Source organism: Rhizobium herbae (genome assembly GCF_017873135.1).
GTDB classification, from domain to species: Bacteria; Pseudomonadota; Alphaproteobacteria; order Rhizobiales; family Rhizobiaceae; genus Pararhizobium; species Pararhizobium herbae.
The window spans coordinates 119,289-142,455 of the sequence record NZ_JAGGJV010000005.1 but is presented as its reverse complement, the minus strand read 5'-3'; the positions used below and the strand labels follow the sequence as shown (position 1 = coordinate 142,455).

21 protein-coding genes are annotated in these 23,167 nt (G+C 60.6%); 7 read left to right on the top strand and 14 right to left on the bottom strand.

Features of this window, described 5'->3' with window-relative positions; all coding sequences use genetic code 11:
- Positions 1–169: 169 nt before the first annotated feature.
- The 4 genes from J2Z75_RS14770 to J2Z75_RS14755 all read left to right on the top strand — a co-directional run bounded on the left by J2Z75_RS14770 (position 170) and on the right by J2Z75_RS14755 (position 4,566).
- Complete coding sequence (locus J2Z75_RS14770) at positions 170–2,002, top strand: tetratricopeptide repeat protein (protein ID WP_209853533.1); 1,833 nt, start codon at positions 170–172, stop codon at positions 2,000–2,002.
- A gap of 12 nt (positions 2,003–2,014) precedes the next feature.
- Positions 2,015–2,947 carry a 4-(cytidine 5'-diphospho)-2-C-methyl-D-erythritol kinase gene (locus J2Z75_RS14765; protein ID WP_209853532.1) on the top strand — a complete coding sequence of 311 codons (933 nt, stop codon included), beginning with the start codon at positions 2,015–2,017 and terminating at the stop codon, positions 2,945–2,947.
- The gene (gene moaB, locus J2Z75_RS14760) at positions 2,934–3,476 is read left to right on the top strand and encodes a molybdenum cofactor biosynthesis protein B (RefSeq protein ID WP_209853531.1); all 543 of its coding nucleotides are present in this window, start codon (positions 2,934–2,936) and stop codon (positions 3,474–3,476) included. The genes J2Z75_RS14765 and moaB overlap by 14 nt, the downstream gene beginning before the upstream one ends.
- A 109-nt stretch (positions 3,477–3,585) precedes the next feature.
- Positions 3,586–4,566, top strand: coding sequence for a calcium-binding protein (locus J2Z75_RS14755; protein ID WP_209853530.1), 981 nt, complete (start codon positions 3,586–3,588; stop codon positions 4,564–4,566).
- Positions 4,567–4,675: 109 nt separating this feature from the next.
- Here the strand turns inward: J2Z75_RS14755 and J2Z75_RS14750 are convergent, their stop codons facing one another.
- Positions 4,676–5,218 (bottom strand): glycosyltransferase family protein, encoded by a 543-nt coding sequence (locus J2Z75_RS14750; protein ID WP_209853867.1) that lies wholly within the window; start codon positions 5,216–5,218, stop codon positions 4,676–4,678.
- 240 nt (positions 5,219–5,458) lie between these two features.
- Between J2Z75_RS14750 and J2Z75_RS14745 the strand changes: the two genes are divergently transcribed.
- The 3 genes from J2Z75_RS14745 (at position 5,459) to J2Z75_RS14735 (ending at position 7,952) form a co-directional block, all read left to right on the top strand.
- Positions 5,459–6,616, top strand: coding sequence for a PA0069 family radical SAM protein (locus tag J2Z75_RS14745; RefSeq protein ID WP_209853529.1), 1,158 nt, complete (start codon positions 5,459–5,461; stop codon positions 6,614–6,616).
- A 150-nt stretch (positions 6,617–6,766) separates the two neighbouring features.
- Positions 6,767–7,450, top strand: a complete 684-nt coding sequence (locus J2Z75_RS14740) for a ribonuclease HII (RefSeq protein ID WP_209853528.1) — start codon at positions 6,767–6,769, stop codon at positions 7,448–7,450.
- Between the two features lie 211 nt (positions 7,451–7,661).
- Positions 7,662–7,952 (top strand): hypothetical protein, encoded by a 291-nt coding sequence (locus tag J2Z75_RS14735; RefSeq protein ID WP_209853527.1) that lies wholly within the window; start codon positions 7,662–7,664, stop codon positions 7,950–7,952.
- Between the two features lie 373 nt (positions 7,953–8,325).
- Here the strand turns inward: J2Z75_RS14735 and J2Z75_RS14730 are convergent, their stop codons facing one another.
- The 13 genes from J2Z75_RS14730 to J2Z75_RS14670 form a co-directional block, all read right to left on the bottom strand.
- Positions 8,326–8,817, bottom strand: coding sequence for a F0F1 ATP synthase subunit B (locus tag J2Z75_RS14730; RefSeq protein ID WP_407692766.1), 492 nt, complete (start codon positions 8,815–8,817; stop codon positions 8,326–8,328).
- Between the two features lie 10 nt (positions 8,818–8,827).
- Positions 8,828–9,436 carry a F0F1 ATP synthase subunit B gene (locus J2Z75_RS14725; protein WP_209853526.1) on the bottom strand — a complete coding sequence of 203 codons (609 nt, stop codon included), beginning with the start codon at positions 9,434–9,436 and terminating at the stop codon, positions 8,828–8,830.
- Positions 9,437–9,507: 71 nt separating this feature from the next.
- On the bottom strand, positions 9,508–9,735 hold the full coding sequence (locus tag J2Z75_RS14720; protein ID WP_037106138.1) for a F0F1 ATP synthase subunit C: 228 nt from the start codon (positions 9,733–9,735) through the stop codon (positions 9,508–9,510).
- A 76-nt stretch (positions 9,736–9,811) separates the two neighbouring features.
- Positions 9,812–10,573, bottom strand: a complete 762-nt coding sequence (locus tag J2Z75_RS14715; protein WP_327791258.1) for a F0F1 ATP synthase subunit A — start codon at positions 10,571–10,573, stop codon at positions 9,812–9,814.
- 62 nt (positions 10,574–10,635) lie between these two features.
- Entirely contained in the window at positions 10,636–11,001 is a 366-nt protein-coding gene (locus J2Z75_RS14710; protein ID WP_209853525.1) for an AtpZ/AtpI family protein, read from the bottom strand.
- Positions 11,002–11,293: 292 nt separating this feature from the next.
- Entirely contained in the window at positions 11,294–12,466 is a 1,173-nt protein-coding gene (locus J2Z75_RS14705) for a cell wall hydrolase (protein WP_209853864.1), read from the bottom strand.
- A 260-nt stretch (positions 12,467–12,726) separates the two neighbouring features.
- On the bottom strand, positions 12,727–14,628 hold the full coding sequence (locus J2Z75_RS14700) for a potassium transporter Kup (RefSeq protein WP_209853524.1): 1,902 nt from the start codon (positions 14,626–14,628) through the stop codon (positions 12,727–12,729).
- A gap of 17 nt (positions 14,629–14,645) precedes the next feature.
- A complete protein-coding gene (locus J2Z75_RS14695) occupies positions 14,646–15,623 on the bottom strand; it encodes a magnesium transporter CorA family protein (RefSeq protein ID WP_209853523.1) in 978 nt (325 codons plus the stop codon).
- 420 nt (positions 15,624–16,043) lie between these two features.
- Positions 16,044–17,246, bottom strand: a complete 1,203-nt coding sequence (gene apbC / locus J2Z75_RS14690) for an iron-sulfur cluster carrier protein ApbC (protein WP_209853522.1) — start codon at positions 17,244–17,246, stop codon at positions 16,044–16,046.
- A gap of 428 nt (positions 17,247–17,674) precedes the next feature.
- Positions 17,675–20,074: a methyl-accepting chemotaxis protein gene (locus J2Z75_RS14685; protein WP_209853521.1), complete on the bottom strand. Its 2,400-nt coding sequence runs from the start codon at positions 20,072–20,074 to the stop codon at positions 17,675–17,677.
- Between the two features lie 324 nt (positions 20,075–20,398).
- Positions 20,399–21,154: a LuxR family transcriptional regulator gene (locus J2Z75_RS14680; RefSeq protein ID WP_209853520.1), complete on the bottom strand. Its 756-nt coding sequence runs from the start codon at positions 21,152–21,154 to the stop codon at positions 20,399–20,401.
- A 112-nt stretch (positions 21,155–21,266) separates the two neighbouring features.
- Positions 21,267–22,025, bottom strand: coding sequence for a helix-turn-helix transcriptional regulator (locus tag J2Z75_RS14675; protein ID WP_209853519.1), 759 nt, complete (start codon positions 22,023–22,025; stop codon positions 21,267–21,269).
- A 229-nt stretch (positions 22,026–22,254) separates the two neighbouring features.
- A complete protein-coding gene (locus J2Z75_RS14670) occupies positions 22,255–23,067 on the bottom strand; it encodes an IclR family transcriptional regulator (RefSeq protein WP_209853518.1) in 813 nt (270 codons plus the stop codon).
- Positions 23,068–23,167 lie beyond the last annotated feature (100 nt).

The window sequence follows — 23,167 nt, the reverse complement described above, 5'->3', positions numbered from 1 at the left end:
CAACCGCCCGATCGAATGTGCGAAGGTCGAGGGCAACATGTCGAATTGCGTTTTGCCTTGCACTCAAACCGATTCCGGTTTGCCGGGTTATGCGTTATTGATTTGGGACTGATTCCGCGCGAATCCGGCGTCGGCGCCAAGGGGCGTCGCCCGTAACGAAAGGCTTGTCATGCGGCAAAAACACCTTCTTCGCCTGCTCAGCGGTGCAGCCTTCCTGGCCTTGGCGTCTCTTTCCGGCGCTTCCCAGGGCTTTGCCGAGGAAAAGGCTGCCGTGGAGGAAAGCAAGCCTTTCGACCTGAATTCGGTCAACAGCTTTTCCGGCGCGTTTCTCGCCGCGCGAACCGCCGATGTCGACCACGATCTCGATACGGCGACCAGGCTCTACCGGACGGCTCTCGAATTCGAACCGGATAATGTCGACGTCAAGCAGCGCCTGATGATCACATTGCTGATGAACGGCAATTTCGACGACGGCGTGAAGATTGCCGAGGAGTTGAAGTCGGATAGCTCCGTCGAGCGGATCACGACTATCGCCCGCGCCGTCGAGGCGATCCGCAAGCGGGAATACCGCCACGCCGAGAAAATCCTGAACTACGAAGGCCCGAACGATCTCGACCGGCTGATGAACGGCCTGCTGCTCGGCTGGGCGAAAGCCGGCGAAGGCAAGCCGAAGGACGCGATCGCCGCAATCGAGGCGATGGAAGGGCCGGAATGGTTCCGCATCTTCAAGTCCTACCATGAAGGCGCCATCGCGCTGGCAGCTGGCGACAAGGCCACGGCCCGCTCGAAGCTGAACGACGCCGTTCTCGACCGTGAAGGCGGAAGTGCCGCACCCGATACGTTCATGCGCGCCGTTGTTGCGCTGGCAAAGCTGGAAGCGCGCGACGGCAACAGGCAGAAGGCGCTGGACGCGGTTTCCGTCGGCGAGGGCTTCATCAACAACTATGCGCCACTGAAGGCGCTGCGCACCAGCATCGAAGAGGGCAAGCCGCAGGAGCAGCAGGTCCGTAGCGCCACGCAGGGTGCCGCCGCCGTACTCTTCTCGATCGGCGCAGCGCTCAACCGCGACGGCGCGGAAGACATCGTCTCGCTCTATCTGCAGACAGCCCGTGCACTCGATCCGGAAAGCGCCGATATCCTCGTCATGCTCGGTGGTATCGCCGAAAACTTGAAGAAGCCGGAGCGCGCAATCGCGCTCTATCAGAGCGTACCGGAAAATTCGCCGATGCGGCGGCTGTCGGAAATGCAGCTTGGCCTGAGCCTCGCCTCGATCGGCAAGGTGGATGAAGCCAAGCAGCACCTGAAGGCGCTGATCGATCTCGATCCGAAGGATGTGCGCAGCTATATCGCCTATGGCAGCGTGCTTTCGGATGCCAAGGACTACAAGGAGATGGGCCTGGTCTACGACCGCGCCGCCGAGGCCATCGGTCCTGTACCGCAGCGCAGCGACTGGACGATCTTCTTCCAGCGCGGCATTGCCTATGAACGCCAGAAGATGTGGGACAAGGCCGAGCCGAACTTCAAGAAGGCACTTGAGCTCAACCCCGACCAGCCGCAGGTGCTGAACTATCTCGGCTATTCCTGGGTCGACATGAACATCAATCTCGAGGAAGGCCTCGGGATGATCCGCAAGGCGGTCGATCTGAAGCCGGATGACGGCTACATCGTCGATTCGCTCGGCTGGGCCTATTATCGGATGAACCGCTTCGACGATGCCGTCGTCGAACTGGAACGTGCGGCCGAACTGATGGCGGGCGATGCGACGATCAACGATCATCTGGGTGACGCCTACTGGCGTGTCGGGCGCAAGCTCGAGGCCGTGTTCCAGTGGAACCAGACGCTGGCGCTGAAGCCCGAGGAAGCGGAAATCCCGAAGATCAAGGCGAAGATCGAGAGCGGCCTGCCGCCCGTCGAAGCCAAGGTCCCGGCTGCCGCCGAAGCGGGCGATGCGCTGCCGAAGAAGGTGACTCCGGACGCAACAGTGCCGGACAAGAAATCCTGATCCCGGCATAAGATGGCAACGGATGCAGGAATTCCAGGCTTCGCGCTCACCCGAGTGGCCCCCGCGAAGATCAATCTGGGCCTGCATGTCGTCGGCCAGAGGGCGGACGGCTATCATCTGCTCGAAAGCCTTGTGACATTCGCCGATGCGGGAGACCGCATCGGCTTTTCCATTTCGGCGGAAGACCGCTTTACCGTCTCAGGCCGTTTTTCCGTGGATCTTCCGCTGACGGGCGAAGAGGCTGCCGGCAATCTGGTTCTCAAGGCGCGCGACCTGTTGCGGGCGTATCTGACCGAGCGCGGTGTTGAAGCTGGCCCCGTTCATCTACATCTCGAAAAGAACCTGCCGGTCGCTTCCGGTATCGGCGGTGGTTCTGCGGATGCGGCAGCAACGCTTCTCGGATTGCGAGAGCTATGGGGAACTTCCGTTCATATCGACAGCCTCAAGAAAATAGCGTTGCAACTCGGTGCGGATGTCCCCATGTGCCTGGAAGGCCGGCCGTTGATCGCGCGCGGGATCGGTGAGGATATCGAGCGTTTTGCCGAGTTTCCGTCTTTCCCGATGCTGATCGTCAATCCGCTGAAGGCCGTTTCGACGCCGGTCATTTTCCGGATGCTGACGAGCAAGACGAATCCGCCTCTGAGCATTCCGCAGGGCCAACGATCGGCCAGCGACTGGATCGCGACCCTGCAAAGCCTGCGCAACGATCTCGAACCGCCTGCCCGCAAGCTGGAGCCGGAAATCGAAGCGGTCTCGAAAGCGCTTATGGACACGGGCGCTTCCTTCGTCCGGATGTCCGGCTCCGGTGCCTCCTGTTTTGCGCTGTTTGCCGACACGGATTCGCGAGACGCGGCGGCGACCGTTCTTTCAAGACAAAACCCGAACTGGTACGTTCTGGCCTGCAACAGTGTGAATGGAGAGGGAAATTGCGATGGCCGAGACTAAGGAAGCAAGACCCTTCGTTCCCGTCGGCATCGCGGTCCTCACCGTTTCCGACACGCGCACGCTTGCCGACGATCGTTCGGGCGACACGCTGGTTGCGCGCATACAGGACGCCGGGCATCGCCTTGAAGCCCGCGCCATCGTGCCCGACGACAAGGCCGAGATCGCCGCGCAGGTGAAGGCCTGGACGCTCAGCGATGCAATCGACGTGGTGATCACCACCGGCGGGACGGGCTTCACCGGCCGCGATGTGACGCCCGAGGCGCTGGAGCCGCTGTTCGAGAAGCGCATGGACGGCTTTTCCGAGGTCTTCCACCGGATTTCCTACGACAAGATCGGCACCTCGACGATCCAGTCGCGGGCGACCGGCGGCGTCGCCAATGCCACCTTCATCTTCGTGCTTCCCGGCTCGCCCGGCGCCTGCCGCGATGCCTGGGACGGCATCCTGAAGCAGCAGCTCGATTATCGGCACATGCCCTGCAATTTCGTCGAGATCATGCCGAGGCTCGACGAGCACCTGAAGTGCGGGTAGTCCGCTCCCTTAAACAATCCCTTGCCTTCCCTGTTCCATCCGGAACAGCGCGCCATGCCGCTGCATCGTAGAACTGTCCTCATCGACAACACGAGATGAGGAGACGGACATGGCACGGATACGCATCGACGGCACCAATGGCGCAGATCGCATCGACCAGGGCAACCGCGCCTTTCTCGATATTTTCGCCAAGGACGGCAACGACGTCATCAATCTCAACCGTTCCGACGATCTTGGCGGCTCCAACTTCGTCGATGCCGGCAAAGGCGACGACGGCGTCGTCAATGCCTTCGAGGGCGGCAACGACATTCGTCTCGGCGACGGCGACGACACCTATGTCGGTCAGGGCTTCGCCTTCAGCGGCTCGGCTTTCGATACCATCCGCGCCGGCGCCGGCAACGACACCATTGCCGTATCGACCTTCCATAGCGACTATTTCGGCGACAGCGGAAATGACAGCTTCTTTTCCGAAGGCTGGCAGAACCTGTTCAACGGCGGCTCGGGCAGCGACACGATCAGCTATGAGCCGCGCGACGACAGCAGCACGCTCGGCGGCACAGGCGTTGGCATCGATCTCGGCCAGGGTTTTGCCCAGACAGGGGCCAACCGTTTCGAAACGCTGGTCAGCATCGAGAATGCCGCTGGCACCAATGTCGGCGACACCATCCTCGGGTCGAACGGCGTCAACACGCTGAACGGCCGCGGCGGAAACGATATTCTCTCCGGGCTCGGCGGCAATGACAGGCTGATCGGCGGCACAGGGCGCGACGAACTGCACGGCGACGGCGGCGCGGACAAGTTCGATTTCAACAACAAGAATGAAAGCGTCACCGGCGCCAATCGCGATGTCATCATCGACTTCAGCCGCAGCCAGGGCGACAAGGTCGACCTCGCCACCATCGACGCAAACAGCACGGCCGCCGCAAATCAGGCGTTCTCATTCATCGGCTCTGCCGGCTTCAGCGGACATGCGGGAGAGCTGCGCTTCTCGAACGGCATCATATCCGGCGATATCGACGGAAACGGAACATCCGATTTCCACATCCAGATCAACGTGACCAGCATGAATGCAGCGGATTTCATTCTTTAGAAATCCGCTCCGCAAAGCGATACGACGACGCGGCCGCGGCCGCGCGGAAAGCCCTTTTTGAACATCGATTTTCAATGAAGTACAGACAGGTCCGAAAGGGCCTGTCTTTTTATTGGTGGGTATCGTCCGCGGCGGGGCGGTTGCCGATCGCAACCCAGGCAGGCACCAGTTCGCTGCCAAGCCGGCGCACTGCCCTGCCCGTGGCGAAATCACTCAGCTGCATGCCCGATTTTGCGATCGCCGTTGCCTGCTGCCGCGACAGGAGAAACCCGAGCTCCAGCGGCGCGGCACGCTTCACGACACGTTGCAGGAACGGCCGCCGATGCAGCCGCGAAGGCGAAAACCGCGCCGGTACCTTGCTGAGCGACATGTATTCGGCGATGTCGTCGATCCAGCGCCCGGCCGGCCTTGCACCCGGCTCGAGCAGCAGCAGCCAGTCTCCACGCGCCGAGCGGACGATGTCCTTCATGTCCCAGCTGATGCAGAAGCGGGCACCCGCCGCATCCGCGACACGGCTGGAGCCGTCCCGCGAGGCGTGATCCAGAATGATCACGTCGCTCACAAGGCCTTCAACGGCACCCGCAACCAACGCCGACAGTGTCTGCGCCAGTTCAGCTTCATTGTTGCGGGTTTCCATGATGATCGTCAGCATCGCCGTCCATACCGCATCGCACACACAATTTCCACAAACCCTTCGTTTCCGGGCAATTAACTTTTCATTCATGATGAATACGCGCGCAAACGAACCCGAAAATCGTCGCGCCTGGGCGAAGCGGAAGAGAACAGGCCGGCAACTTTGTCTATTTTGTTCTTGCAATGTTCTCATTTTCACGATAGGAAAATAATCAGAGGATATCGGAGCGTCTGCAAAGACATTCCCCCGGAGAAACCCATGAACGAGCTGTCTCACATCAGGCAGGGTGCCTTGGCGCCTGCCAATACGGCAGATATGGCCGAAGCGATGATCGCCGGTTCCGGGCTGCGGATCGAGATCGACCGGAGGCGCGGCCGGGGTGCCGCCATCAATGCGTCGGGCCGTTTCGAGCCCGTTTCGCGCGCGCTGGAAGATGACGGCTGGAATTCGCTGGAGGAACTGCCGGCTTTCAAGACAGAGGTGCAGATTGAAAAGCCCCGCTCGATCATCAGCCGTAACGATTCGCCCGACATTCCTTTCGACCGCTCCGTCAATCCCTACCGTGGATGCGAGCATGGCTGCATCTACTGCTTTGCCCGGCCGACCCACGCCTATATGGGCCTGTCGGCGGGGCTCGATTTCGAGGCAAAGCTGTTTGCCAAGCCGGACGCCGCCAAGCTTCTGGAGCGCGAACTGGCAAAGCCCGGCTACAAGGTTCGCCCGATCGCGATCGGCACCAACACCGACCCCTATCAGCCGATCGAGAAGGAATGGCGGATCATGCGCCAGATCCTCGAGGTACTGAAGGCCGCCGATCATCCGGTGATGATCGTCACCAAATCGGCAATGGTCATGCGCGACATCGATATCCTGGCGCCGATGGCCGAGAAGGGGCTGGCGAAAGTCGGCCTGTCGGTGACGACGCTCAACCGCAAGCTCGCCCGGCTGATGGAGCCGCGCGCCTCGACGCCATCCAAGCGCCTGGAGGCGATCAAGGCGCTGTCTGAGGCCGGCATCCCGGCAACCGTGATGATGGCTCCGGTCATTCCGGCCCTCAACGACCACGAGATCGAGCGCGTGCTGGATGCCGGCAAGACCGCCGGCGCCACCCAGGCAAGCTACGTTCTTCTGCGCCTGCCGCTGGAGGTGAGCCCGCTGTTTCGCGACTGGCTGCTCAGGAACTATCCGGACCGCTATCGTCACGTCATGTCACTGGTGCGCTCGATGCGCGGCGGCAAGGATTACGATGCCGAGTTCGGCAAGCGCATGAAGGGCGCCGGTCCCTATGCCTGGCAGATCGGCCGGCGTTTCGAACTGGCGGCCAAGCGGCTCGAACTGAACGTGGGGAAGCGCCCGCTGAACTGCGATCTGTTCGTTCCGCCGCTTGGGACCGGCGTTCAGCTGTCGTTGCTCTAGCCGGGCGCTGAAAGATTTTCCGGGAGCGATTTCCGGACATTCGCATACCGATGCTGTTTCTTGCCCCGAGGCAGGATCGGTCATCCTCCGGCAGCCGCCTCACTGCCGGAGGACTTGCAGGGAATCGGGCTTGTGTGCGAGTTTCGCCGCATGTCACGACGCACACCGCCCGATTCCCCCTTTCTTTTCGAGACCATCGAAGGCCCCGATTTCAGCTTCGAGCTGGCGGGCAGACGCGATGGGCTCTGGCCGGTCGCTGGGACCGATGAGGCCGGCCGCGGGCCGCTGGCAGGACCGGTTGTCGCTGCCGCCGTCATTCTCGATCCCGACAATATTCCGGAAGGGCTGAACGACAGCAAACAGCTGTCGATCGCCAGGCGCGAAGTGCTGTTCGAGATCATTCTCTCCTCGGCCATCGTCTCCATCGCCTCCTCGGCTGCCGGCAGGATCGATGGCACGGATATCCGCAAGGCGAGCCTCGATGCCATGCGCCGCGCGGTCCTGGGCCTCTCCTTACGTCCGGCGCTGGTGCTGGCCGATGGCCGCGACGTACCGCCCGGGCTTGCCTGCCCGGGCAAGGCGGTGGTCAAGGGCGATGCGCGGTCCTTCTCGATCGCGGCGGCCTCGATCGTCGCCAAGGTGGCACGCGACCGGATGATGACCCGCGCCGATCTGGTTTTTCCAGCCTATGGTTTTGCCGTGCATGCCGGATATGCCACGAAGCGCCATCGCAATGCCATCGGCAGCCACGGCCCCTGCCCGCTGCACCGCATGAGTTTTCGACCGCTGAGGCAGGACGGAGTGGAAACGCCGGAAGAGGAACTGCCCGCCTGAAACCGGCTTTGACTTTTCGGGAACAAGCAGGCCGGCCATGCATTGACGATTTGCAAGACAGGGTATCGGCAGCGAAGACACAGCGGGAGTTTTTCTTCTGTCTGGCGTGCCCCCGGTAACAAACGGCAAAGCGGACGGGTTATAGGATCACATGACAGATGTACCCGCGATTCCCTGAAAGGATCGAAACTTGCTCTTTGGTCTGATCTTGATGGCTGCCACAGCGACTGCTGATGTATCCGCAGCAGAGCAGCCGACAGCCGATGCGATGCAGTCCGACCTGCAGACGGCCTATGCCTGCAAGGATATCGACGGCCGCAAGGTGTGGAAAGGCGGGCTCGCCTACTACATCCAGTCCTTCGTCTACGACGGACAGACGGTGGATGACGCGACGGACATGGCAACCGATGCCGTCCTGCCGGAAGACAACAGCCCGGAAACCATGCGCGAATTCGAGCAGGCCTGCCTGACCATGGCTCCGTCAGCATTGAACGGCAACTGATTGACTGTCTTGCTGATATCGCAAACATGTCTGTGGGCAATCCTCAAACGGTTTCCGCCTGATCCCTTCCGAGATCGGGGACACTTACCCCCCTCTGTCACTTCGTGACATCTCCCCCTCAAGGGGGGAGATCATTCGTTTCCCCAGATGCTCCAAAGATTGCGGCTAATCTCCCCCCTTGAGGGGGAGATGTCGGCGTCGCCGACAGAGGGGGGTGACGCCGGGATTTCGGGCTTAGTGGAAACTCATCAACCGGAAACTGCATTCGAGTGCTCAGAAAGCCATCCAAAAGCCGTTGCCGCCACCTCTTCATTGCGCAACAAAAAAGGCCGGCGCGAGCCGACCTTCTTTCATTCCCTTTGAACCGAATTGATCAGTTCAGGCGTGTCTTCACATCGCTGATGGCCTTGGCGAACAGGGTTGCCTGCGTGGCGGTATCCGACTTCGCCGTGATAACGCTTTCGGCCGCCGCAATGGCGATGTCGACGGCGATCGCGCGAACCGAATTGATGGCATCGGTTTCGGCCTGCTTGATCTTCTGTTCCGACAGGGCGGTGCGGCGTGCGACGAATTCGTCGGTCTTCTGCTTGGCCTCAGTCGTCAGCATTTCGGCTTCGCGTTCGGCCGCGGCCACGATATTGGCGGCCTCTGTTTCGGCTTCCTTGCGCTTCTTCTGGTATTCGACGAGCAAGCCCTGCGCTTCGGCGCGCAGGCGCTTGGCTTCGGCGAGTTCGTTGGTGATCCGGTCGGCGCGCTCGTCGAGCGACTTCGCCAGCATGCCCGGCACCTTGAGATAGACGATCAGCGCGAGGAAAAGCACCAAGCCGACTGTGGCCCAGAATGTGGCCAGTGAGGTCATGTCCATGATGCTCTCCTTACTTCGCCGATGCCTTGACCGCGGACGCGATCTCGGCCTTCGATACCTTGCCGCCGATCAACTGCTCGACGACGGCGGTTGCCGTTTCCTCGGCAATCGCTCCAACGTCGGCCAGAGCCTTCGTCTTGATGTCGGCGATGCGGGCTTCGGCTGCGGAAATCTTGTTGTTCAGGCTGACTTCGACCGCGGTACGGTCGGCAGTTGCCTTTGCCTTTGCGGCTTCGCGCGCAGTGGACGCAATCGCGTTGCCCTTGGCCTTGGCAGCGGCCAGTTCCTGTTCATAGGCAGCAATCGCTGCGTCCGCCTCTGCCTTCGAACGGGCGGCATCATCGAGATCGCGCGCAATGGTATCGCCGCGCGTTTCGAGAATGCCGGCGATGCGCGGCATGACGACCTTCGACATCAGAAGGTAGAAAAGACCGAAGGTAATCGCCAGCCAGAGAAGCTGCGATGCGAATGTCGAAGTATCGAAGGGCGGGAACACTCCCGAGCCATGTCCGCCTTCATGGGCTACACCGGTTTCGGTGTGGACCTCGCCGGCAGCGGCGTCGTGGGTCTCTGCGCCTTCGGTGGTGGTTGACTGGGCGTAGGCCGAAGTCACGAACATGCTCACCTCCAGGTGCATTCAGAAAAGATGCGGGCCGCGGCTTGAACCGCGGCCCTGCCTTCAGGCCGAACTTAGACGGCGAAAAGGAGCAGCAGCGCTACGAGCAGCGAGAAGATGCCCAGAGCTTCCGTAACGGCGAAGCCGAATACGAGACGGCCGAACTGGCTGTCAGCGGCCGACGGGTTGCGCAGGGCGCCCGACAGGTAGCTGCCGAAAATGTTGCCGAGGCCAAGAGCCGTGCCGGCCATACCGAGGCAAGCGAGACCTGCGCCGATGTACTTTGCTGCTTCCGCGTCCATGATTTTCTCCTTCGAAATGGTTGTTGCGGCTAACTTTGGCACTTTCCTGATAAGGAAAGCCCCACGACTTTATTCCTTAGTGGCCACCCGGATGCACTGCGTCGTTGAGGTACATGCACGTCAGCACCGCAAAGACATAGGCCTGGAGGAAGGCGACGAGGAATTCGAGACCCGTGAGGGCCACGGTCATGATGAGCGGCAGAACCGCCCCTCCGATACCCAGCGCGCCAAGGGTTCCGAGCGAGGCTACGAAGCCTGCGAACACCTTCAGCGTGATGTGACCGGCCAGCATGTTCGCAAAGAGACGAACCGAAAGGCTGATCGGGCGGGACAGGAAGGAGATGATTTCGATGGAAATCACGAGTGGCAAAAGGATGCCGGGTACGCCAGAGGGCACGAACACATTGAGGAAGCCAAGGCCGTGCTTGTAAAAACCGTAAACCAGAACCGTGCCGATCACGAACAGCGCAAGCGCAAAGGTCACGATGATCTGGCTGGTAATGGTGAAAAAGTAGGGGATCATGCCGAGCATGTTCGCCGTCAGGATGAACATGAACAGCGAGAACACCATCGGGAAGAATTTCATGCCGTGGCTGCCGGCGCCTTCGCGCAGCATGGAGGCAATGAATTCATACGAAATCTCGGAGACGGACTGCATGCGGCCTGGAACCAGGCTGCGCTTCGACGTCGTGAAGTAGAGAAAGCCGGCCGCCACGACAACGGTCGCGACCATGAACAGCGATGCGTTGGTGAACGAAAAATCAATGCCGCCAAACTCGATCGAAAAGATCTTGTTGATCATAAACTGGTGGGTCGGATCTACCTTATCGCCTGCCACAGCCGCTCTCTCTCGTTACTGAACCGCCATATGGCGGACATTTCACCCTGCGACGACTGCGTCTAAGCGTCGTCACTCTTGTTCTTGATGCCTTTTCCCAGCTGATCCGCGGGATGAGGCGCTGCCACCATGCCCGCCGAACGCAGGACGTTCAGCACACCGGCACAAAAACCAAGGAGGAGAAGTATGATCATCCCCCACGGCCCTGTACCCGCAAAATGGTCCAAAAGATAGCCCAGAAGTGCACCGACAATGATGGCCGCCACAAATTCGCTCGAAAGCTTCACGGCGACCTGATAGCCCTTGCGGTTTTCGGCTGCCCGCGCTTCGTCCGCAGCGTACTTCGGATCTTCCTTGCGCCTTTCGGACAGCTCGGAACCGAGGCGTTTCAGCCGATCTTCCAGACCCTCTTTCCGGTTTTCCGTCATGTGGCATCCTCCCTTTTGCTGCCCGTCATGGTCATAAACCACGAGCTTGGTCACACAAAGGCCGGATTTGAAGCCACCGCTCGGCCCGTTCTGAAGTCGGCCGCAACATAGTTTTAGGTGCCTGCATAGTCAAGGCACCAAAGGCCCTTGTTAGGCCACAATATTACTCAATAAAAACATTGCGTTATGGGATTTTCACACATGCCGCGCCGGATTCGCCGGGAATCATCGCGGGCTTTGCCGGAACGGCGGATGACCGGAGGTTATCCGGCCATCGTCAATCCGGGCGATATCAGCTCCATCCGCCGCCATAGGTGCGGTAGAAGATGTGCTTGCCGATCCGGGACACCCGCTTCATCGTCGGCCCCCAGTCGGGCTTCACATAGGTCGCGTGATAATGCGTCGCGGAGCCGACTTCCGGGAACCAGATCTTGCCGGCGGTGACGGCCAGCGCGATTTCCTTGGCGGTCTGCCAGTTTGCGCGCGACCAGACGATGTCGGGAATGCCGTCGCAGGCAAACGAGAACTGGCAGCGGTTGAACCAGCCCTTGTTCTGATAGACGACGGCGCAGATCGTGTCCGGATAGGCCGGGTTGCGGACGCGGTTGAGGATGACCTGGGCGACGGCTGCCTGGCCTTTCAGCGATTCGCCGCGCGATTCGAAATAGATGCCGGAGGTCAGGCATTTCTGTTCGGCCTCGGAGAACACGCCCGCAGGCAGCGGATTTGCCGCCCAGGCATGGTCTTCGGGTGAGATGTCGGGAATGAAGCGGCCGCCGGTCTTGTCCTCGCGCAGGATCGAATCGAACGGCGACTGGCGGGCGTAGTCCGGTTCGGCCGGCCCATAGGCTGTGGCCAGAACGTCGGCCCCCTGGTTGGTCACGAGACTTGCCAGCATCGGCGACATGCCGGGATCGATCTTCGGCGCCTTCTTCTTGTAGAAGGCCGTGGCGATCTGGATTTCCTTGCCGATGATCTTCGGCTTGGCAAAAGCCATCCGCTCCTCGGTATCGAACAGCGGCTCCGTGAGCGAACTGGTGCGCTGCAGGATCGAGCCCGCGGTAAAATCCTTCGGCGGCGTCATCGGCGCGACGGCGATGATGCGGCCCTTCTTATCCCTGCGGTTCACCCGGTCCTCGTCGGTGCGCGGATCGGGCTGCTTCTGTTCGGCTGTCAGCGACACCTTGCCGCCATCCGGCATGTCGATCCCTGCCCCGTCGCCGAGCGCGCCGGTGATGCGCGGATCGCTGAAGACCATCTCGACCTCGTGCAGCGAGCCTGCCGGCGAGCGGGTCATGTGCATGCGCCAGCGTTCGCCGCCACGGTTGATACCGGACAGAAAGGTTGCAAGGTCGGCATGGGCGGAAACCGAGGGAAAACCGACAAAGAGGCCGATGCCGAGCATCAGCGGGGCAGTCCAGCGCGCGGGCGACAAACCGGACTTGAGACGCGACAGTCTACTCATACGCACCAAAACCGTACTCCACGCACTGGCAAACGCAGGTATCCATCCGGCAAACAACAGCCGGACCGCCTTTCCCCGCGAAAGTGAATCGGACAAGCGGTCCTGCCGCGCGCAATCGCGCGTCTACCGCCTCAACCATGCGATGACAATGAAGCATTAACCTTGATGGTTGGTTAATGCGGCGTCGCGGAATTAGGGATTGCGACGACAACGCCTCCCCGCCGGCGTGGCAGAGGAGGCGTTTTCGCAATGCGGATCACTCAGATGATGACGTGCGAGCCCAGTTCGACGACGCGATTGGTCGGCAGGCGGAAATAGTCGGAGGGATCGATCGCGGCATTGGCAAGGCCGATGAACAGCCTGTCCTGCCAGTGCGGCATGCCCGACTGCGCATCGGGCACCAGCTTGCGTCGGCCGAGATAGAACGAGGTCGACATGATGTCGAACTTCAACCCCGTCTTGCGGAACAGGCCGAGCGCCTGCGAGACATTCTGGGTCTCCATGTAGCCGAAGCGCATTTCAAGCAGGCTGAAGCGTTCGGACAGGCTGCTGGCGCTGACGCGCTGATCCTTGGGCACCACCGGCGTGTTGAGGGTGCGGATCGTCAGGATGAAGTTCTGCGCATGCAGGACGTGATTGTGCTTGATGTTGTGCAGCAGTGCGGCCGGCGTCGATTCCGGATCGCTGGTCAGGAAGATGGCGGTTCCCGGCACGGAGACAGGGGCGTGTTCGCTCTTGCGTTCGATCGACTTGACGAAGGAGGCGAGCGGGATGTCGGTATGCCTTGTCTTGTCGTGCAGGATCTTGGTGCCGCGCTTCCATGTCCACATGACGACCACGAACGTAATGGCGATCATCACCGGAACGTAGCCGCCGTCATGAATTTTCAGGAGATTGGCGCCCAGGAAGACCATTTCGAGCGCCAGCAGCGGCAGCAGGACGAGGCAGGCGGCATAGAGCGGCCATTTCCAGCGCAGGCGAACGAATTCGAAGGCCAGCAGCGTCGTGACAACCATCGCGCCGGTGACGGAAATACCATAGGCGGTGGCCAGCGATTCCGACGAGCCGAACACGAAGACCAGCGTCATGACGCCGAACAGAAGCAGGGTGTTGACGTTTGGAACGTAAATCTGGCCCGTCTGGGTCTCGGATGTATGGAAGATCGCCATGCGCGGCAGGAAGCCGAGATGGATCGCCTGGCGCGTCAGCGAGAATGCGCCGGTGATCACCGCCTGGCTTGCAATGATCGTCGCCGCGGTGGCGAGGATGACGACCGGCAACAGCGACCATTCCGGGAACATCAGGAAGAACGGGTCGGACATGGCTTCCGGATGTTTCAGAACAAGCGCGCCCTGCCCCAGATAGTTGAGCGCCAGCGCTGGGAAGACCAGGCAGATCCAGGCCCATTGGATCGGCTTGCGGCCGAAATGGCCAAGATCGGCGTAAAGTGCCTCGGCACCCGTCACCGTCAGGAACACCGCTCCGAGAACAACGATGCCGACATAGCCGGCATTGAACAGGAAGTTGACCGCGTACCAGGGATTGAAGGCCGAGAGGATGCCGAAGTCGTCGCGGATATGATCGATGCCGGCGGCGCCCATGACAAGGAACCAAACGACGGTAATCGGCCCGAAGAAATTCGATACCGCGGCGGTGCCCTTCGACTGGACCGCGAAAAGCAGCACCAGGATGACGACGGAAATCGGCACGACGTATTCGGAAAGCGCCGGCGTCACCAGTTTCAGGCCTTCCACTGCGGACAGGACCGAAAGAGCCGGCGTGATCATCGCATCGCCGATGAAAAGCGCTGCGCCCGCGATCCCCATGAAGAAAAGCCGGGACGCATGGCCGCTGCCGGCTTTCATCAAAAGGGCCAGAAGCGACAGCGTTCCGCCCTCGCCGTGGTTGTCGGCGCGCAGCAGAAACAACACGTACTTCAGCGTCACGATGATCGTCAATGTCCAGATCATCAGCGAAATCAGTCCGATGACTTCGAACCGCGTGACACCGTCGGCGGCAACCGGGCGCAATGCCTCACGGAACGCATAGAGTGGGCTCGTGCCAATATCGCCGTAAACGACGCCGACCGAGCCGAGCACAAGAAGCAGAAACTTGCGCAATTCTTTATCGCGTGTTCCGGGAGTAGCTACCGAATGGGACATCTGAATATTTCAGGCTTTCAAAGCCAGCCTTTCCAGCGAAAGAAATAGTAGGGGACGATTGCCGATATCACCATGCCGACGACGGCCATGGGATAACCGTAAGCCCATTTCAGTTCGGGCATGAAATCGAAATTCATGCCGTAGAGCGAGGCGACCAGGGTCGGCGGGAGGAAGACGACCGCGGCGATCGAGAAAATCTTGATGATGGCGTTCTGCTCGACGTTGATCAGCCCGAGAGAGGCGTCCAGCAGGAAGGTGATGTTTCCTGAAATGAACGAGGCATGTTCCGACAGCGACTGGATATCGCGCGAAATCGTCCGGCAGAGTTCCTTGGTATCCTTGTTTTCCTGCACGGTCGGGACCGTGTAGAGAAAGGTCAGGACGCGGGAGAGCGAGGCGAGGCTGTCGCGCGTCTTTGCCACCAGCCGGTGATGCGACGCGACATCCATCAGCTTGGCTTCCAGAAAATGGGGCGGGCGGCGCTTTCCGGCCGGACGATCGCCAAAAACCTGCAGCGACAAACCATCGATCCGGGCAACGGCGATCTCGAGAATTTCCGCGGTGCGATCGACGATGGTTTCGAAAAGCCGCGTCACCAGAACCGTTCCCGTGGTGCAGCCGCCGGGGATGCGGTGCATCGCCGCCGTGAACAGGTCGAAAGCCTTCGGTTCATCGTAGCGGATGGTGATCAGCAGCCCTTTCGTCAGAACGAAGGCCACGTCCGTCAGTTCCGGCTGTCCGCTTTCGGCCTTGCAGACCAGCGATGCGGTCATGAACACCGCGTCCTTCGCCGTATAGAGGCGGCTGGAAGGTTCGATATCCTTCAGGTCGTCGCGTGTCGGCACGTCGATGCCGAGAAAACCTTCGACCAGCAGATCCTCCGCCTTGTCCGGGCGCAGCATGTCGATCCAGACGATATCCGATGGCAGGGAAACAGGCGGCTTCACCGCGCTGATGACGACGGCTTCCCCATTGTCACGATAAGCAGTGATCATTCCACGGCCCTTGCATGGGCACCATCGGTGCAGGCGCGGGCAATCGCCGCATCGCTGCGGCGACAGGCGGTCAAGGGAGCCACGTTATGGCAAACCGGGAAAATCCGGCCGTATGACATCAAAGCTGCGCGCGGCAGGTCCATATGGAAACTCTCGTCGTTTACGACAAACCCTCAAACGGTCATCACGGTCATGCGGAGCCCGACGGAGGGCAGCACCGCTGGTGCATCCTTGCGGATGCGGGGAGGCATATGGAACAAGGCAAACTCAAAATCAATGCAGAAAGTGGCAAAGCGCCACAATGTCGCCTGAAGACTTAACGACGCACCGCAACAGAATGTCAACAGCTCGCATGTGCGGGATGCGTTTTCCAAAGACGGAACCCTGCGTGTGAAGCGACGATTCGTTTCCCCCGGCGCGCTATTCGAACACGATGTTCGGCATGGTCCGGGCTTTGTCGCCCTGGTGGGCTGCGACCTGATCCCAGACCTTCCTGGCGACCTCGCGATAGACGCGGGTAATCTCGCTATCGGGCTCGGAGACGACGACCGGCGTGCCGGAGTCGGACGTCTCGCGGATGCCGATGGTCAATGGCACTTCGCCAAGGAACGGCACGCCGATGCGCTCGGCTTCCTTGCGGGCGCCGCCGTGACCGAAGATGTCATAGCGATTGCCGGTATCGGGTGCGATGAAATAGCTCATGTTCTCGATGATGCCGAGCACCGGCACCTCGACCTTGCGGAACATCGCCAGCCCCTTGCGCGCATCGATCAGCGCCAGGTCCTGCGGCGTCGAGACGATGACGGCACCGGCGAGCGGCACCTGCTGGGCCATGGTCAGCTGAGCGTCGCCCGTGCCCGGCGGCATGTCGACGACGAGCACGTCGAGATCGCCCCAGGCAACCTCGCGCAGCATCTGCAACAGCGCCGACTGGATCATCGGCCCGCGCCAGATCATCGCGACCTCTTCGTCGACGAGGAAGCCCATCGACATGACCTTGATGCCGTAGTTTTCCATCGGCCGGATCATCCGGCCCTCGATCTGCTGCGGGCGTCCGGCAATCTTCAGGAGGCGCGGCATCGACGGGCCGTAGATGTCTGCATCGAGGATGCCGACCCGCAGGCCGTTGGCCTTCAGCGCCAGGGCAAGATTGACCGAGGTCGTCGACTTGCCGACCCCGCCCTTGCCGGACGCGACCGCGATGATCGCGCCGACGCCCGGAATGCCGGCTTTGGCCGCTGCCGTTGGCGTACGCGGCGCGGCTGCGGCCGTCGCATGGCTGTGGCCCGCATGGGAATGGCCGGCGTGCGAATGGCCCGGCTGGGATGGCGCGGCGGCGGGCCGCTGGACCGGCGCAGAAGAAGACGTTCCCTTCTTGTCTGCGGTCAGCGCCACCATGGCGCCCTTGACGCCGGGGATGTCCTTGACGACGCGTTCGGCGGCGGCGCGCAGGGGATCGAGTTCGCGCGCACGCTCGGCCGGCACGGTGATCGAGAAATAAACCTTGGAATCGGAGATGAAGACATCCGAGACCAGCCCCATATCAACGATGTTGCCGTCCATATCCGGTCCGCGAACGCCCCGAAGCTTGTCGAGAACCTGTTCCTTGGTCACGTCGGTCATGCCATTCACTCCTGCCGCCAGCGCGGCTGGTTTGCCCCTGCTGCCTGTTTGTCCAATGTGCTGGCACTTAGATAATCGAGCCGGAGTGTTTCGCCAATGCGGCCGCGCAGAAAAACCGGCCCGAAAAAGCAAAGGCCGCCTTCAGCCGGTTGGTGTCCGTACATCCGGGATCACCTTTGGCTGAAAGCGGCCTTGTTTGTCGCGACCTTCATGGGCGCAGTTTTATTATTGCAGTCCCCTCTGGACATGCCTTTTACAAAGCAGGAACCGTGCCAGTTCGGGAAACCTCGCCGAAATCAGCGAATCACAGCCAGTGGCATCGCAGTGCAGCATCAATCCCGCTTACTTATTGTGCAGATGCGTTGCGGCACTGTCGGCATTGCCGGATTTTGAAACAGGACGCCGTGCGGACGGCGCCCGATTTCAACTCAGAATTCGTCCCAACCGTCATTGGCTGGCGCCGATGCAGCGGCTCCGCTATTCCCCTGGAATGCACCGGCGAGTTTCTGCCCAAGGGAACGTGCCGGCGATTGAACGGCGGGTGTGGTGATCGATGCCGGCCGGATGCCCGATTTCGAAGCCGGGGTACTGCGCACCGGAGCGGCAGGCGTGCGACGCATGCCGGCATCGGGTGCCGTGCGGCGTGCGCTCACGTCCGACGTCTCCCCGAGCTTGAAGTTGGACAGCAGCGCCGTCAGTGCAGACGCTTCGGCGGCAAGCGTGTGGCTGGCAGCGGTCGATTCCTCGACCATGGCGGCGTTCTGCTGCGTGCCCTGATCCATGACGTTGACGGCGCGGTTGATGTCGTTGAGCCCGATCGACTGTTCGCGGGCAGCCTCGACGATCGAGGAGACGCGCAGATTGATCTCGTCGACCTCGTGGACGATCACTTCCAGCGCCTTTCCGGCCTGGCCGACCAGCTCGACGCCGGTCTTGACCTGATGGCCGGATTTGGAAATCAGCGCCTTGATCTCCTTCGCCGCGTTGGCAGAGCGCTGGGCGAGCTCGCGCACCTCCTGGGCAACGACGGCAAAACCCTTGCCGGCATCGCCGGCACGGGCTGCCTCGACGCCTGCATTCAAGGCAAGCAGGTTGGTCTGGAAGGCGATCTCGTCGATGACGCCGATGATGCTGCTGATTTCCTGCGACGAACTTTCGATCTGACCGACGGCATCGATGGCGCTCTTGACGACCGCGCTCGACGTCTGCGCGCCGGACTTGGCCCTGGCGACGAGCTGCCCGGCCTCTTCGGCCCGCACCGTCGAATCCTTGACCGATGCAGTGATCTCGTCAAGTGCTGCGGCGGTCTGCTCGACGGACGCCGCCTGCTGTTCCGTGCGCTTGGCAAGATCGTCGGCCGAGGAGCGTATCTCGGCCGAGCCGGCCTGAATGCCGAGCGCGTTGCTGCCGACCGATTGCAGCGTCTGCTGCAGCGTGCTCATGGAACTGTTGAAGTCTTCGCGCAGCGCCTCGAGCGAGCCGATGAACGGCGTCATCAGCCGGAAGGTGACATCGCCGTCGGAAAGGCGCTGCAGGCCGGTGCCGAGTTCGGTGACGGCAAAGCGCATCTGGCGCTCGTTTTCCTGGGTCTCGGTGGCGCGGCGCTGGCGCTCTTCCTCACTGAGCGTGCGTGTCTGGGCTGCCTCCGCCTCAAGACGCTGCTTTTCGATGGAAGCATCTCGCAGGATGGCGAGCGAGCGGGCCATGCCGCCGATCTCGTCGTTGCGCTCGGCATCGGCGATGACGATGCCGGTATTGCCCCTGGCGATTTCGCTGGTCGCATTGACGATCGCTTCGAGGCGGCGGCGGAAACGGTTGGAAATCAACACGCCGAGCAGCACGAGAAGCACGGACGCGACACTGATGATGATGACGGAAACCCAGGCCATGTGCGTCAGATAGGCAAAGACCGTCGCCTTCGGCACGGAGACGATCGCGTACCAGGCCGTATCGGGCAGCAGTTGGACGGGAACGGCGATGGAGAGGGAATCGACGCCGTCCTCGCCGACCGTATCGACAGGCTTGCCGGGATTGTCGATCATCTTCTGCCAGGCAGCCGCATCGACGCTGCTGTCCTTGAACGCCTTGCCGAGATTGGCGGTGTTGACGTGGCTGAGGAAATTTCCGCCTTGAGAGACCAGCGCGACATTGCCGTCGCCGAGCGGTTTCATTTCAGCAAGTTTCGATGTCAGGCTGTCGAGCGCGATGTCGATGCCGGTAACGCCGAGCGGCTTGCCGTCGACGGTGACGGGACCGACCAGCGTGGTCATCATGACATCCTTGCCGTCAACAGCATATTTATAGGGCTCGATCACCACCATCTTCTGTGATTTGAACGGCATCTGGTAGTAGTCGCCGGGGCCGTCCTTGTCGTAGTCGGTCAGCGCCGTCACGATGATCTTGCCGCCGGAACGCACCCAATAGGGCACGTAGCGGCCGGTTGCGTCATGTCCGGGCTTGTTGACGTATTCGGCATCCTTGCCGTCGAAGGCGTTCGGTTCCCAACCGCTCCAGACGCCGAGCGCAAAAGGATGATCCTCGAGCGCCTTCTTCATCATCGCATCGGCAGAAACGCGGTTTGCGGTGCCGGATGTCTCGATCGCGGAAAAGACGCTCTGGAAGGTGCTGACCAGCTGGAGCCCCTTCGACATCTGCGCCTTCAGATCGGCGGCGGTCAGGGCTGCGGCGGCATTCATCTCATCGACGCTGCGGCGCTTCACTTCCGAATAGGAGATCCAGAACAGCGTACCGGCGGTGACCACCGTGGCAAAGAGCCCGGTTGCAACGACGGAGAAGATATTTCGGGAGGTCGCAGTCTTGAACAGCATCTCGGATCCTCGAAAGCGCGGCGGCAACGGACGAAAGTCCCTCAAGTTGCGGCATCGCGGATGTCATCTTTGGGAAAAGGTGCGGAGGATACGGTCCCGGCAACAATGCGCCGCATGTTTGAACAAGGCGGTATTGTCCGGACTTCAAAGCATTGCATAAAACCGGACCGCGCGGTGTCGATCACGGAATTATTCGATAGCCCCCCAGTGAAATCATTCCACCAGCAGCAAAGGTGCACCGCAAAACTTAAAGATCATCTAAAATGCCGAGGGCATTCACGGCTTTTGTTGAAGCCGCCGTGAGAAGATACCGGCGTCACAACCTCAGCTGATATAGCCCTTCTTCATCGCCTTGACGACAGCCTGGGTACGATTGACGGCATCGAGCTTCTTGCTGACGTGGTTGAGATAGTGATTGACGGTATGCTCGGACAGCCCGAGGATTCCGGCGATCTCCGAACTCGTCTTGCCCGCAGCCGTCCAGTTGAGGCATTGGATCTCGCGTTCCGACAAGGCGACGCTGGTATCCTTCCAGAACGAGCCGATCTCCGTCAGGCGATTGTAGACATGGATGGCGATCATCTGCAGTTCCATCATCGCCGTCATCGGCAGATCGATCCGTTTTCCCATCCAGATGACGGTGGCGCGGCTGCCGTCGGCGTCATGAACCGGGAAATAGTTGGCCTGGAAGATGCCGTGCTCACGCAACATGGCGATATAGTCGTTCGCCTGGGGCGGGCGTCCCGTCTCTTTTTCCCATTCATCGAGCGTCAGCTGGAACGGCGTCGTGGTTTCCCGTAGGCGGCGAATACCGGTCGAATGCTTGAGGAGAGAGATGCTGTCATACTTGTTGATGAGATCCGTCGGCATATTGGACAGGATCGAGGCGCTTGCCAGTTTGTCCGCGTCGAAGGATGGAACGACGCAGATGAGGAACGTCTTGAAGCCGAATGCCAGCGTCGTTCTCTTCATATAGCGGATCGCGTCGAACTGCGTTTCCAGCGCGGCGATTTCCGAAGCGAAATCTCCGCCGCGCGGCTGCTCCTTTTCCATCGGTTCTGCCATTAAACTATCGCGCATTCACAAACTCCACCGCACAGCAGTATGCGTTGTAGGCCAAGCGATCTGAAGCTTCGCCGGTATTGCACTCTACACATCATGCCGGTTTCCTGCTTGCATTCATAAACATTTCTCAATTGATCAGTCCGGCACGTATCGCTTTTGCCACGGTCTGCACGCGATTGACGGAATCGAGCTTGCGGGTCGCGCGGCTTAGATAATGATTGACGGTATATTCCGAAAGATCGAGGATTTTCGCCATTTCGGTGGTGGTCTTTCCCGCCGCCGCCCAGTGCAGGCATTCGATCTCGCGGCGCGACAGTCCACCCGGCGCGCGGCCGCGCATTTCCTTCAGCTCGCTCAATCGGCTGAACAGATAGCCTGCGATGAAGGTCAATTCCTTCAACTCGCCTGGATTGACCGCCTCGCGATTGCCCCCGAAAGCGACCGCGCCACAGGTACCGTGCACATCATGGACAGGAATATAAACGCCACGCCGCAGGTTGACCCGCTCGAACAGGCTGAGCACGGCATTGCCCTTGCCGTCCGAACGCCGGCGGGAATCGAGTTCCGTATCATAGGTGAACGGAATTGTGCTGCGCCGCAGCCGCTCGATGACCGGGCTGCCGGCCATCATGCTGGCGGCATCGTAGCTTATCAGAAAATCCTTCGGCCAATTCGTCATGACAACCGAATCCGAAAGGCTGCGGCAGGACTTGCCCGGTACGACCATCACCAGAAAACCATGAAACCCATAGTCGCTAGTGACCTGCTCCAGCGCCTGCCGTACATCCGCTTCGCGCGTCATGGTTTGGGCAAACCGCTGTGTCTCGGCAATCCGCTGGTCTGCGGGGAGCGCGATGGATGACAGATGTCCGCTGAAATCGACCATTTTTTATACTTCTTCCAGACTCGCAGCCGATGGATTCGACGTTTGCGAGAATCCTGTTCCGCCACCGCCCTCAGGCCTTTTCGTTACCGGTTGTATTCCGGCAAAGCCTGTCTTCAAGGCGGAAAATCGAACGTCGGCAGACACAGAATCTGATATATTAAAGCTACAGTTCCGATCTGAATACGTCCAGTCGATTTACCTAATTAACCGTAAAGGACACCACGAAAATCTAACGCCCTGGTCCCATGCGGATTTCCACGTCCTCGCTGATGGCCATCGCCGCCTGACGAACCGGACGAGCCCAGATTTCGAGCTGCTCCATCGTCACCCGGTAAGCCGGCCCCGTCACAGAGATACCGGCGACAAGATCGAAACCGGCATCATGGATCGGAGCGGCAACACAGCGGATTTCCGTTTCGTGCTCTTCTCGATCAAAGGCATAACCCCGCAATCGCGCCTCGTCCAGATCGTGTTTCAAAGAGGCTGCTGAAAGATGTGTATTGGCCGTAAAACGCTGGAACGTCAGTTTGCCGAGGGTTTCGGCGAGCCGGTCGGGCGGCAGCACCGAAAGTGCCGCTTTGCCGAGGCCGGTGCAGTAGACCGGCGATGCATTGCCGATCTGCGATTCCATCCGGACCGTCTGGCGGCTCTCCACCTTGTCGACATAGATGATCTCGATGCCGCGCAGGACACCCAGATGAACCGTCTCGCCGGTTTCTTCGTGCAGCCTGCGCAAATGCGGCCCGGCGACCGCGCGGAACTGGTTCTTCGACCACGACCGGTAGGCGAATTTTAAAAGGCGCAGGCCCGGCTCGTAGCAAAGATCGCGCCCCTGCGTCAGAAGCCCTTCTTCCACCAGATGGGAGAGCTGGCGATGCAGCGTGCCGCGCGGCTGGCCGGAAACGGCAAGAATGTCGCTGAACCGGAGCGGCCTGTCCGAGGTCACCACGGTTTCCAGCACGGAAAGAGCCTTGCCGAGCGTTCCGGTACCGCTATTCTCAGCGATTGCGGGAGGAGAGATTTCCGCTTCGGCCCGTCCCATGGATTTTCGTTCCGTCTCGTTCAGAGTACCAGCTTCGATCTTGACAACCGCGCACCCACAGCGCGATAATTCCAAATAATAAGAGTTAGTTCCATATAAT